At 43.9% G+C, this 12,990-nt stretch carries 11 protein-coding genes; 6 read left to right on the plus strand and 5 right to left on the minus strand.

Annotated features, from left to right (window positions below):
- Positions 1 to 379: 379 nt before the first annotated feature.
- Positions 380 to 709, minus strand: coding sequence for a hypothetical protein (locus tag AC5JL3_RS03785; protein ID WP_496073210.1), 330 nt, complete (start codon positions 707 to 709; stop codon positions 380 to 382).
- A 293-nt stretch (positions 710 to 1,002) separates the two neighbouring features.
- Here AC5JL3_RS03785 and AC5JL3_RS03790 point away from each other — a divergent pair, with 293 nt between their 5' ends.
- On the plus strand, positions 1,003 to 2,637 hold the full coding sequence (locus AC5JL3_RS03790; protein WP_496073211.1) for an alpha-D-glucose phosphate-specific phosphoglucomutase: 1,635 nt from the start codon (positions 1,003 to 1,005) through the stop codon (positions 2,635 to 2,637).
- A gap of 340 nt (positions 2,638 to 2,977) precedes the next feature.
- On the opposite strand, the gene AC5JL3_RS03795 is transcribed toward AC5JL3_RS03790, so the two are convergent.
- On the minus strand, positions 2,978 to 4,429 hold the full coding sequence (locus AC5JL3_RS03795) for an LCP family protein (protein ID WP_192218232.1): 1,452 nt from the start codon (positions 4,427 to 4,429) through the stop codon (positions 2,978 to 2,980).
- A 326-nt stretch (positions 4,430 to 4,755) separates the two neighbouring features.
- Between AC5JL3_RS03795 and AC5JL3_RS03800 the strand changes: the two genes are divergently transcribed.
- Positions 4,756 to 4,989 carry a helix-turn-helix domain-containing protein gene (locus AC5JL3_RS03800; RefSeq protein WP_242058442.1) on the plus strand — a complete coding sequence of 78 codons (234 nt, stop codon included), beginning with the start codon at positions 4,756 to 4,758 and terminating at the stop codon, positions 4,987 to 4,989.
- Between the two features lie 2 nt (positions 4,990 to 4,991).
- The gene (locus AC5JL3_RS03805) at positions 4,992 to 6,350 is read left to right on the plus strand and encodes a GAF domain-containing sensor histidine kinase (protein ID WP_496073212.1); all 1,359 of its coding nucleotides are present in this window, start codon (positions 4,992 to 4,994) and stop codon (positions 6,348 to 6,350) included.
- Between the two features lie 129 nt (positions 6,351 to 6,479).
- On the opposite strand, the gene AC5JL3_RS03810 is transcribed toward AC5JL3_RS03805, so the two are convergent.
- The 3 genes from AC5JL3_RS03810 to AC5JL3_RS03820 form a co-directional block, all read right to left on the minus strand.
- Positions 6,480 to 7,340, minus strand: a complete 861-nt coding sequence (locus tag AC5JL3_RS03810) for a M23 family metallopeptidase (RefSeq protein ID WP_496073213.1) — start codon at positions 7,338 to 7,340, stop codon at positions 6,480 to 6,482.
- A gap of 282 nt (positions 7,341 to 7,622) precedes the next feature.
- The gene (locus tag AC5JL3_RS03815) at positions 7,623 to 8,075 is read right to left on the minus strand and encodes a C6orf136 family protein (protein ID WP_496073214.1); all 453 of its coding nucleotides are present in this window, start codon (positions 8,073 to 8,075) and stop codon (positions 7,623 to 7,625) included.
- A gap of 147 nt (positions 8,076 to 8,222) precedes the next feature.
- Positions 8,223 to 9,668, minus strand: a complete 1,446-nt coding sequence (locus AC5JL3_RS03820; protein WP_192218235.1) for an aminotransferase-like domain-containing protein — start codon at positions 9,666 to 9,668, stop codon at positions 8,223 to 8,225.
- Positions 9,669 to 9,892: 224 nt separating this feature from the next.
- On the opposite strand from AC5JL3_RS03820, the gene AC5JL3_RS03825 reads away from it, so the two are divergent.
- The 3 genes from AC5JL3_RS03825 (at position 9,893) to AC5JL3_RS03835 (ending at position 12,637) form a co-directional block, all read left to right on the plus strand.
- Positions 9,893 to 10,159: a hypothetical protein gene (locus AC5JL3_RS03825; RefSeq protein WP_496073215.1), complete on the plus strand. Its 267-nt coding sequence runs from the start codon at positions 9,893 to 9,895 to the stop codon at positions 10,157 to 10,159.
- A 457-nt stretch (positions 10,160 to 10,616) separates the two neighbouring features.
- On the plus strand, positions 10,617 to 11,222 hold the full coding sequence (locus AC5JL3_RS03830) for a glutathione S-transferase family protein (RefSeq protein WP_496073216.1): 606 nt from the start codon (positions 10,617 to 10,619) through the stop codon (positions 11,220 to 11,222).
- Between the two features lie 317 nt (positions 11,223 to 11,539).
- A complete protein-coding gene (locus tag AC5JL3_RS03835) occupies positions 11,540 to 12,637 on the plus strand; it encodes a PIN domain-containing protein (RefSeq protein ID WP_496073217.1) in 1,098 nt (365 codons plus the stop codon).
- The last annotated feature ends 353 nt before the right edge of the window (positions 12,638 to 12,990 follow it).

Below are 12,990 nucleotides of genomic sequence, written 5' to 3' on the forward strand. Positions count from 1 at the left end.
CTAGTACCCTAGCTAGCATTGGTTTAGGCTTACGCTGGCAACTTAATCCTTCTTTTTCTGCAACTCTAGATTGGGGAATTCCTCTTATCTCTGTCAGCGATGAAGGTGATGCGCTTCAAGATAATGGCATTACTTTCTCGCTACGCTTTCAACCTTTTTAGAATATGTAGTCAACTATTACGAAATCGTATTCAAGAATGTAACTATTTATTTATGCAATTATTCACTGTTGACAGTGAAAAGCCAAAAGCCAACAGTGAACAAAAACCGTAATATAGTAGTTTTCAGTTGAATGAAGTACAGCTCAGGTGTAGGAAACAAGGGAGACAAGGAAAACAAAAAGCTGATACGCGACAAGCTGACTGCTTTCTGCTATAGTTTACGACATCGAAGTACCTGTAGAAACCAGTAGTTCACCGAGTTGCATTAACTTACTCGAAACAGTTGGCTCAGCACTTGCAGCGGCACTTTTAGTTTGTGAACCGAGGGAAACTAAAACTTTACTAATAGCAGAACTGGTGGCAGTGCCGCTTGTTAAGAGGTGCTTGAGTTCTTCTAGATCGCTAGCAATTTGCGTAGCGCCTAAGCTCCTCATCTGCTGTTCAAAGTCACCAATTAAACTTAGCGCCTTCATAGGAGGTATAGATGTCAAACCGCCTTGAAAAGCTGTAATTGTTTGTTCGAGGTTAGTTGTTGATGATACTGCCATGGGATGTTCCCCCAATTGCTTAGATCTACCATCAATAGTATTTATCCCTGTTGGTACGCCTGTACTTCTTTAGACATAAGATAGCTGAATAAATTTAGGTAGAAATTTGCCCATCAACCACAGAGGAAGCAGGGGAAGCAAAGGAGACAAGGGAGCGAGTAGGGAAAAATCTGCAACAAGCTTATAGATTTGCTCAAGTTTCGGAGCAGTAAGCGCTACAAGAGTAGACAAGAACAAATGAAGGGTGCGATTAACGATATAACTGAGTCGTGAAATATGCTTGGTGTTTCTTTATGAACATACGCACACTCCAGACTACGCCCTTCACCGACCAAAAGCCCGGTACATCCGGTCTACGCAAGCCCGTTACGGTCTTTCAGAAGCCCAATTACCTGGAAAACTTTGTTCAGTCAATCTTTGACGCTCTTGAGGGCTACAAAGGTCAGACCCTAGTCCTTGGCGGCGATGGTCGCTACTACAACCGTACAGCGATTCAGACCATCTTAAAAATGGCAGCCGCGAATGGGTTCGGGCGAGTCAAAGTGGGTCGTGGTGGAATCCTCTCTACCCCGGCAGCTTCCTGTGTTATCCGCCAGTCCCAAGCCTTCGGCGGCATTATCCTCTCAGCTAGTCACAACCCAGGTGGCCCAGAGGGAGATTTTGGCATCAAGTACAACACCAGCAATGGTGGGCCAGCACCAGAGAAAGTAACCGAGTCCATCTATGACCGCAGTAAAGTTATCGACACCTACCACATCCTGGAAGCCCCAGATGTTGATTTAGATAAGCTGGGTGAATTCCAACTGGGAAGCGCCGTCGTGGAGGTGATTGACCCCGTTGAGCCTTACACCCAATTGATGGAGTCTCTGTTTGATTTCGATCGCATTCAGGAACTCCTAACTTCTGGAAAATTCCGGTTGTGCGTTGATTCAATGCACGCGGTAACGGGGCCTTATGCCAAAGCGATCATTGAGGAACGGTTAGGCGCACCAGCAGGGACGGTACTCAATGGCACACCCCTAGAGGACTTCGGCGGTGGTCATCCTGACCCAAATCTGGTCTATGCCCATGACCTAGTAGAGGTTCTCTACGGAACTGATGCACCCGACTTTGGCGCGGCTTCGGATGGAGATGGCGATCGCAATATGATTTTGGGACAACGATTTTTCGTTACTCCTAGCGATAGCCTAGCGGTATTAACGGCTAATGCTCATCTGGTTCCCGGTTATCGTCAGGGTATCGCTGGAGTCGCCCGTTCTATGCCCACAAGTGCGGCTGTAGACCGAGTTGCGGCTCAAGCTGGAATCGACTGCTATGAGACACCGACAGGCTGGAAATTTTTTGGCAATCTGCTTGATGCAGACAAAGTAACCTTATGCGGTGAAGAGAGTTTTGGCACTGGCTCAAACCATGTACGTGAGAAAGACGGGTTATGGGCAGTGCTGTTCTGGCTCAATATTTTAGCGGTGCGTTCTGAGTCCGTTGAGCAAATTGTCCGCAGTCACTGGCAAACCTATGGGCGAAATTACTACTCGCGCCATGACTACGAAGGCGTAGATGCTGATCGAGCGTCTGAACTGATGGCACGTCTTGGGCAGCTATCGCCAGAACTCAAAGGCAAGCAATATGGTCAGTATGAAGTCGATTACAGCGACAACTTTAGCTACACTGACCCCGTGGATGATAGTGTCAGCAAAAATCAGGGCATCCGGATTGGCTTTACTGATGGCTCTCGCATCGTTTTCCGACTTTCGGGTACGGGAACGCAAGGGGCAACACTCCGGCTTTATGTAGAAAGCTATGAACCGGATTCAAGCAAGCATGATCAGGATACACAAGAAGCACTGGCACCCCTGATTGCGATCGCCGAAGAGGTCGCCCAGATTCGTAACTTTACGCAGCGGGAGGCTCCAACAGTAATTACCTAAGCCATGTTGGTAGACGCTTGAAGAACCCCTCCCCAAGCCTTCTGTGCGCGGGGAGGAATTTGAACACATCAATAACTTTTGGCGATCGCTTTTTTCGTCTGGATGCAATAGCCTATCTGCTAAACAGGTTTTGTAGTATAGCAAGCAGCAGTCAGCTTTCAGCGGTCAGCTTTCAGCCAAATAGCTCTGGCTAAGGGTCATAGCCTCCGTTGATGTCTTAATCTGGTATAACAATAGAAATCTCTGGGTTGAATGTAGCTAAGCACCAACAAATAACCGAAAGCGATCGCAATAGGCTGAGTCAGCAATTTTACGACCGTAAGTAGTATAAGAATCCGAACTACCTATTTAGCCAGTCTTCACCCACTCGAATAGTTAGCTCAGAATCAATGTCGCCCGTAGAAGATGCCTCTACTTGACCGAGTGCTAACACTTTTTTGAGAGCTGCTGCTGCTTCTAAATCGCCTTGCTGGACAATAATCTGAGTCTGGCGTAGCTGGTCAGGCCAATCCTGAACAATATAAACGTTATGAAAATCCTTTTCTGCTAGATATTGAGCAACACGTTGACCAAGTTGTGGGTCATTGGTTGCATTTTGAATCGCAATGCGTACCTGATTGGGTGAGCGACTGATAGCATCCAAGGAACTCCACGATGGAGTTTGCTGGAAATACTCTCGCATTACCCGGTCTCGTCCCGCCTCATCCATAATCCAATAACTAGCGACGTACTCATTCAGTTCGCTAAATCGACCCGGTAAGAGTACCATCTTGAAGGCATCTTGCTCTAGGTCAAGACCAAAACCTACAAGAGCAAGCATTTCTTCCAAACTGAGATTTGTATCAATATACTGCTGCATCACCCGAATGATCTGCGGTAATCGAGGTAATACAGTAGGGTTAACCACACGTTGACGCAGTGCTTTGAGGAGTGCTTGCTGCCGCTGTACCCGACCAATATCGCCATACTGATCTTTGCGGAACCGGGCAAACTGTTCGGCTTGGTCACCATTCAACGTTTGCCAGCCTTTGTCTAAATCAATTTTCAAATTTTGAGTGACATCTTCATACTCCATCTGGTAAGGGACAAAGACCTCAACGCCGCCTACAAGGTCTACCAGTTCACGAAAAGCATCTGTGGTAACGCGCACATATCTGTCAATTGGAACATCGTTTAAACTGCGACTCACAACTCGTGCTGTTAAGGCAGGCCCCCCCTCAACATTGGCATCGTTGATTTTCGCCATTCCGATGCCTGGGATTTCTACTTGAGTATCCCGTGGAATTGAGAGCATCCTCACCGTGTTATCTGCCGGATTCAGCCGCAAGAGCAACATCGTATCACTGCGACCGGAAAACACTTGCGGTGAACTCTTGGGGATACCTGGAACTCGATCGATTCCCATGACGAGGATGTTGACAGGTCGTGCCAAGTCGTACTGGAAGCCTCGACGCCACAGTTCTTTAGCACCTGTACCTTGAGTTAGAGGGGCAATTAGAGGTGACAACGGCGTAATCAATGCTAGTGTTGCCCCCAAGGTGGCAGAAATTGTGGCTGTAAATATAAAAGCAGCACTCCAGAGAAACCACCGAATGTAGCGACGACGAGGGAAGTCGTCTCTTTTAGAATCAGGATGAGAGTTTTTTTCCTCTGCATTGTTAGGTGGCGGCTGAGGTGGTTCAGCTTCACCACCATCAACACCATCGGCATGGAAATCGGTCTGACTATTGCTAGAACCTGTGGACGATTTGAGTCCCAAGCTCGTTGGAGACTGTTCTACACTGTCTTTCACCCTCACCTCACGTTTAACAACCGCAGCTGTGCGTACAGTTTATATGCTGAAATCTCATGCAGGATTATAACGTCAGCGCCTCAATCTCTGTCTAGTGACCCAAGTTGCTAGGAGAGGCTGAGTCAGCCAGAGGACATGAGAATAAAATCTCCATCCTAAAAGGTCTAGGCTAACATTAAAAATTTTTCAACCGTGGTTTCCCTAGAGTCCTGAGTCGAAGTCAGGTGATTTCCGTAAATTTTCTGTTTTTAGAGTTCCCAGAGCTGAGTTATTGTGTAGCCGATGATATGTTACCTGCTACATCAGATGCAATGGATGTTAAAAACATGAAAGTCATAAATCAGGTAGAGTTTAGCCAATTCATTCGTGAATTTCGGCAGTCAATGGGACTGACACAAGAGCAGTTTGCAGCTTTTTTGGGTGTGACATACCCAACAATTAACCGTTGGGAGAATGGACGCACGAGTCCTTCTCCGATGGCGCTGAAGCTAATTGAGCAGAAGCTTAATGAGATAAGCGATCGCACAAGCCAGTTATCTCAGCTATATATTAGGGAGTAGTGATGTCTCGTAGAAGTTTTGTCAGATCCCTGTTAGAGACCAGCAAAGTTATTCGTTTTCTGCATCGCTCCCTGAACCAAAGCTTTTTGAAGTTGCGTTACCTACATAGACATAGACAGAAAAAGAGAAACAAAATACCGATAGCAAAAGCTTCACCAGCAGCTAACCCTAGTAATGAAGCCGCGCGGCTAGAGGCACTCCAGCGTTACGAGATTCTTGATACTCCCCCAGAAGATGCCTTTGATGATCTGACGGCTTTAGCTTCCTTTATTTGCGGTACCCCGATTGCCTTAGTTAGCCTAATTGATAGCAATCGTCAGTGGTTCAAATCAAAAGTCGGTTTAGAAGCCACAGAAACACCAAGGGAACTAGCCTTCTGCGCCCATGCGATTCTCTCTCCTAGTGAGCCGTTCATTGTGCCCAATGCATTAGATGATGAGCGGTTTGCCACCAATCCCTTGGTAGTATCTGACCCAGACATCCGGTTTTATGCAGGAGTTCCCTTGGTGACAGCTGATAACTATCCCCTTGGTACTTTATGTGTGATTGATCGGATTCCACGCCGTCTAAATCGGGAGCAAATTGACGCTCTGAGAGCTTTGGGGCGACAAGTCATTACCCAGATGGATCTGAGAATTAAGCTGGAAAAAGAAAAGGAACTCAATGAACTCAAATCTCGCTTTGTCAGCATGACCTCTCACGAATTCCGCACTCCCTTAACAACAATCATGGGTTCTGCTGACTTACTAGAATATTACAGTGATAAATGGTCTAAGGAAAAAAAACAGAGCCATCTCCAGCGCATTCAAAACGCTGTCCAACACATGACTCTGTTGCTAGATGATGTACTGCTAATTGGTAAAGCCGAAGCTGGAAAGCTAAAATTTAATCCCTCTCCTCTTGATTTGAAACAATTCTGCCTCGATCTGATCGAAGAATTGCAACCGAATGTTAGCAACCACCATAGCCTGACTTTCGTCAATCACACTCAAGACATTAAGGCAAACCTTGATCAAAAACTGCTAAGGCACATTCTTAGCAACTTACTGAGCAATGCTATTAAGTATTCACCGGATGGCGGCACAGTTAATTTTGAACTGTTTTGTCAAGAGGGTTGGTTGATTTTCCAGATTCAAGATTTTGGCATCGGTATCCCAGAAAAAGACCTACCTCACTTGTTTGAGTCGTTTTATCGAGCCAATAATGTTGGTGATATTCCTGGGACAGGACTTGGGCTAGCGATTGTCAAAAGGTTTGTCGATTTCCAGGATGGCAAGATTGCCGTCGAAAGTGAAGTTGGCGTAGGGACAAGATTTACAGTACAGATTCCTTTTCATCCAGTCGCTAACTATAGCAGTTAGCCGTCAGCTATCAGCTTTTTTCTTTTCCTTCCTCCCTACGCAAGTTTTACACACCTACCGCTGTAGATGTTTGTTATGGCTTGACAAATACTTAAGGAACGAATAACCAAAAGTTACCTACTCCCGTTATCAACCTCGTTTGTACAAACGCTCAGAACGGATTTGACGACCATTCTGTAAAACCTTTACTTGAGTAGCGCTGACATAGTAGGAATAGTTGCCGTTATCAGCACGATACCAGCCGTCACGAGTACTACGAGCAGGGAGCCGAACCGTAACGGTAGGATTCTGCTTAGATTGCCCTAAGTAAAATAACCGACCATTCTCCAAACAAACATTTACAAGAAAGTTTGCCGTCTCCCCTTCAATAACAGCTTCATCACTACATATCCCTCCAGTCCATACAGATATAGACGTAGGAGGTGCAAAGTTAAGGGGTTCAGGAGCGTTGGCAACAGGTTGTGGTGCTGGAATCTTCCCTGATACTAAGGGCGGTAATCTAGGGAAAGGGTCAGCTGCCTGAAAACCGTCAGGATAAATTTCAAAGTGGAGATGAGAACCTGTGCTATTACCTGTAGTACCCATCTCAGCAATAACTTGACCTTGCCTGACTTGTTGACCTTTTCTCACCAACAGGCGTTTGTTGTGACCATAGATAGTAACGCTCCCATCGCTATGCTGAAGTTCTATAGAATTACCTAATCCATCATCACCCCAACCTGCAAAGGTAACTTCACCTGATGCAGCGGCAACAATTGGAGTCCCAGAAGAACCTGCAATGTCCAGCCCTTCGTGAGTAGCCTTAAAACCTTGAGTAATATCTCCTTGCGCCGGCCACATATAGACAGCAGAGTTTGAACGGTAGCGTGTGGCAACGGAATTAGTGGTTGGCTGAGTGAGAACCGAAGGACTTACCCATACCACTGCACTGCATGAGATTAACCCCATCAAACTGGTTGAAAGCAATCGAGAGATAGTGCCTTTTCTCATAAAATAAAACTATTGAGAAGAACAACCTAGAAAGAGCTTGCTAGTCTATATAGTTTCACTCTTAGACAGAGAAATCAGGATAATAAATTATTGAGTTAGTAGATTTATACAAAAGCGATCGCACAGCTTATCGTATTTACTTAGATATAAGCTGTCGAACATCCAAATCATCCTAAAATCGTTACTTTAGTTTTAATTGTTCTGGCTACTGGCTAACTAACGCTACCTGATTCAACAGTTTGTATAAAAAACTACCAAGAGGAATTTAGATTATAAACTTAGTCATGCTGAACCCTTGCGGAAAAACTGCTTCAAAATCTCACCAGGCTTACGATCCCAGGTATCGAGATGATTGTAGATTAGAGCATCTTTAGTGAGTTTGTAGGTAGAGTCACCATTGAAGAAGATGCTAGCTTTCCAGGGAACGCGCAGAGTCCCACGAACTGTCCAGGTCGCTTTTATGATGTCTTCAGCTAGCTGCGAAACATCATGCAAATCGAAGTGGATTTCTGTAAAAAATAGCTGAGCGTGAAATCGTAGAGTCCAGAAGATGATGCGATAGTTAAATTTCCATTTGAATCGATTAACGGGGTCTTGAAAGTAGATGTCCTTCGTATAAATCTCGTAAGAGATGTCTTTCTCGAATAGTGTTGGCAGGTCATTATAAAGTGTTTCAATGACTCTTTCTACCTGCAACTCATACTGGCTTTTGCTCAAATTTTCAGAAGCCGTCACTGATTCCCTCCCTGCCACATCACTTTTAAATCATTGTGCCTTGTTCCAGGATTATCCTCAACAAGGGGCAGAAAGCCGTCAGCTATCAGCTATCAGCTTTTTTGTTTTCCTTGTTCTGTCTCTTGTTTCACACACCTGAGCTGTACCTCATCTCTCATCTTTTAGCAATCGACCGAGAATTGAAATTCCCTGTTCAATCGCATCGGGATTGAGGGAAAAACTCAAACGCATCGCATTGTAGCCCTGACGATTTGGGAAAAACCAGGTTCCGTCAGCAAAAAGAACATGATGCGCCAGCGCCGCCTGACAAATGGCTGGCATGGATATATCTGAAGGGATTTGTACCCACAGGAAAATCCCTCCATTAGGAACTGTCCAAGATGCCTCAGGTGGAAAGTAGCGCTCTAAAGCACTTAGCATGGCATTTCTACCTTGTCGGTGTTTATTCTGTAAGTGAGAGATGCGACGACGGTAATGCCCTGAAGCTAAATATTCACTAACAATAGATTGGGCAACTGTCGAGACATGATAGTCATGAAGCAGCTTGCATTCGACCAAAGGCTGATAATGCTTGCCTGTCACCACCATGTAGCCGACTCTGATACCGGGCATCAACGTTTTTGAGAAGGTGCCAATATAGGTCACGATGTCCTGTTGGTCTAACGCTTTGATTGGTGGTGGTGCGGGTTCAAAGTTTAAGCCTTCATAAGCGTTATCTTCGAGAATTGCACAGTTGTAGCGCTGGGCTAGTCGCAACAATAAGGAGCGATGAGCTTGAGAGGTGGTCACTCCTGTCGGGTTATGCAGAGTGCTGACAGTGTAGATTAGTTTGGGACGATGCGTGTGGAGGTACTGCTCTAGTAGCTCTAGATTCATCCCTTCTGCTGTCATGGGAATGCCAATAACTCTGGCTTTTAAACTTGAGAGAATCGCTAGTATCCCGTGATAAGTCGGACTCTCGACAATCACCCAATCTCCGGGTTGCACATAATAATGGAGTGCGAGAGATAACGCTTGCTTAGAGCCATTCGTAATAATCAAATTCTCTGGTGTTACCTCTAGTCCTTGCTGCACCAGCATTCTGCTAATTTGTTGCCGTAGAGCTAATTGTCCGTGAGGCAGGTCGTAATTAAATAAGGTAGACCCTACCTGCTTCATGGCACGTCTTGCAATGGTTTGCAAATCCTCTAACCCTGAGCTGGAGGGGAAACCAATACCCAGGTTAATCATTCCTGCCTGCTGCTGTGCAGAAACTGAGGTTACATAGAAATCAAAGAATGTTCCCCCTTGTTGCTCTGACAGAATCACCTCTTGGGGTGGGGCAAAGTGACTTGTAGATTGGGGACAAGCAATTGGTGGTGAACTGACAAAGTAGCCAGAGCCTTGACGAGCATGAATTAGTCCATCGGCTTCTAGGACACTATACGCTTCAATGACAGTTAGTTTGTTGACTTGTGCAGTTTCAGCAAGGGAACGGATTGAGGGAAGTTGGTCTCCAGGCTGCAGTGCGCCTGATTCTATGAGACGACGAATGCGATCGCGTATCTGCAAATAAACGGCTTGGGCGGAGTTCCGGTCTAAAGGAATTTTCACGGTGCCAAGTCCCTCTTGAAAGTGAATGATGCTCTGGATGATTTTCTGAACTATATCCGATTTTCTATGTCTCTTGGCTGGTACAGTTTTGCTGAGTTTTACTAGAACACTTTAATAATACCAAAACTGTACTACTAAAACTTTTTGAATTTGTACCTTATCAACTCAATAGTTCTGAAAGAAAGTAGAGATAACAAACTCATCTTTTAAGAGGAGTAGCGGCAATGAAAACTTCTAACGCAGAATTTAATGTATTTGATAACTCCTTATACGGTCAGCCTAAAAAACTGCCACTAGGTTCTGTACTTAAAAAGCTTTTGCAAGTATTTATCCAATTATTTGCTAATGGTGATGAGCTAAGAATTTGGATAACAACAGATCGCTATGGAAATAAATCTTGGCACGCTTACGATCCAGTAAGCGATCGCTCAACGATTCAAAGTTCCGAAGCTGAGCTTCGGACATGGATTGAGCAACGGTACTACAACTAAGCTTTATTTCGACCTGAGAACCTTGTTTTCAAGCTGCTTCCTCTTGCTGTAATTGCCCTGTATCAACAAGTGACGTTGCAGGGCAATCGACTAATTTACTTACGAATAACTTAAGGCTTAAATAAATGAAACCCCACTTTCATGCTGAATTCCACAAATTATACAAACAAAATTATTCCAGCATTAAAGACACTCTTCTACCGTTTATAATGTGGTTCTGGCGTTTCAGTATTTTCTATGGGAAGTTTATCAGCCGTTCACTAGATATTGACAAATAGTAAGATTAAAAAAAACTTTATTTTGGTTTCTCTTTTCCACGGTTTTCTATTCACATACTTGAATATATAAGTATATTACTATTCATTAGACTGATAAATTGGTTCTTGTAAAAAAGAATACCTCTAACGATTCTACTCTTTTGTATCATTGATATTCATTTATTTAATTTCCCAGAATAATGCTACGCTTGTATGATTTTTTGCCTTCTGGAAACGGCTACAAAGTTCGTCTTTTACTTACACAGCTTGGTATTCCATTTGAGCGAATAGAACTCAATATCCTTAAGGGGGAAACCCGAACGCCTGAGTTCTTAAGCAAAAACTCAAATGGTCGTATCCCCCTTTTGGAGACGGAAACCGGAGAATTTCTCTCAGAATCCAATGCGATTCTCTTCTATCTAAGCGAAGGAACTGAGTTTTTTCCAAATGACCGTTGGGAACGAGCAAAAGTGCTGCAATGGCTATTTTTTGAACAGTATAGTCATGAGCCTTATATCGCGACCTCCAGATTTTGGATTGCTGAACTGGGTAAAGCAGAAGAGTATCGGGAGGCACTTAACCAAAAGCGCGAACCGGGTTATGCTGCGCTCAAGGTTATGGAAAAACATCTAATGAATCACCAGTTCTTTGTTGGTGAGCGTTATACCATTGCAGACATCGCCTTGTTTGCTTATACCCATGTGGCGGATGAAGGTGGTTTCGATTTGACAGGATTTCCTTGCATATTGGCTTGGCTGGAACGAGTCAAAGCTCAGCCCAAGCATATTAGCATCACACAAACCTAAAGACTATGCATAAGATGCTGCGAAGGCGTCCAGAAATAACTTAATCATTATTTAGGTGTATGGTGAACATTCTTCACCCTACTCTTTGTTGTGTAATAAGATTTACTGAAGTTCCAGGCAAGTTAATGCGTGAACGTCTAAGTGAGTAGACCCAGCCGAGGGGGAGATGGGGGAAAGAGGAGATGTAAAAATTAGTAATAAATCTCACTCTATAGTAACAACAGACTCAGGAACCCGACATACCCAACCTAAGAAGCGCTACCATAAACGACTAAATCTCTTTACCATATAAATAAGTGTAGATTTCAAAACTGGATATGCGAGATTTATTTCGTGGCTATTACAAGCCTACGCCAGAAGAGTTAGCCAAAATCTGGCAGCAGTGTATCTTTTCTTTCGATGCCAATGTTTTGTTGCATATCTATAGTTACACTCCCGAAACGCAAGAGAGATTTTTTGAGATTATTAATGCCTTAAATGAGCGAATCTGGATACCTCATCAAGTTGCTTATGAATACCAGAAAAATCGCTTGTATGTTATTTCTGACCAAATTAAAGCCTATGCAGACATCGAAAGTATCTTAAACAAGAATTTCTATAACTTAAGGACTGAGTTATTCAAAGACCATAAGCGGCATCCTTTTCTTAACACACAAGAAATTTTAGAGCACCTAGAAAGTTCAATTGAAGAAATTAGAGCAAAAATAAAGCTAGCCCAAGCTAATCATCCTAACTATCTCGAAAAAGATAACCTTCGAGAAATCCTGACTGATTTATTGGAAGGGAAGGTTGGCAAACCCTATTGTGAGGATGAACTAGAAAATATTTATCAAAAAGCGGAGAAACGATTCAGTTATAAAAGACCCCCAGGATACAAGGATGCGAAGAAGCCTGTCCCTAAAAATTATGGTGATGTTGTTCTTTGGTTCCAGTTAATCGACTACGCTAGAGTTCAGCAAAAACCGATTATCTTTGTTACCGATGATGATAAAGAAGACTGGTGGCTAAAGTATGATGGGGAAACAGTTGAACCTAGACCGGATTTGATTCAAGAAATCATATCTGAGGTTGGGGTAGAAGATTTTAAATTTTATATGTATCACAGCGATCAATTTATTGATTATGCAGAGAAGTTTCTCAATCTACCAGTGAAGCCAGAAGCTGTGAAAGAAGCAAGAGAAATAATGCTTCAGGATTCAGCGACTAAGCGCATCCCTGTTGAGTCTAACTATCTCCGTAGTGTTGGCTATGATTCGTCAACTCAAGTGCTTGAAATTGAGTTTCGTAGGGGAGAAGTTTATCAGTATATTGACGTTCCTCCTACGGTTTATACAGAGTTAATGAATGCTCCATCGCACGGTAGGTATTTTAATACTAATATTAAGGAAGTTTACTCGTGTCGCAAGCTGGGTTAAGAAACAAACTGCTGTGTAAACTTGACTTGACGCTTAAGTATTATCTGCTGCTTTGTAAGTCCGAGAGCCAGCGGCTTGCAGGATTCTTCTCCAACTAGCAGAGCAGGATTTCTGCTTATGGATGTTGGGACAAGTTAAAAGCGATCGCCTTTGCCTTTCCACAGTGCCTTCTGGTAATTATCCGTCTTGATGGCTGTGGCAGTAGACAGAGTACCTATTGCTTAAACAAGCTTCTTCATATTGAAGAATAGAGGCTTATGTCCCTTTACTGCTGTGTGCCTATTTGCACAACCTCTTTGTCATTCCGCAAACCTCGAAGAACTCAAGCTTCTTACCCCTCAAACCTCAGTATT

This window comes from Symplocastrum torsivum, assembly GCF_059505465.1.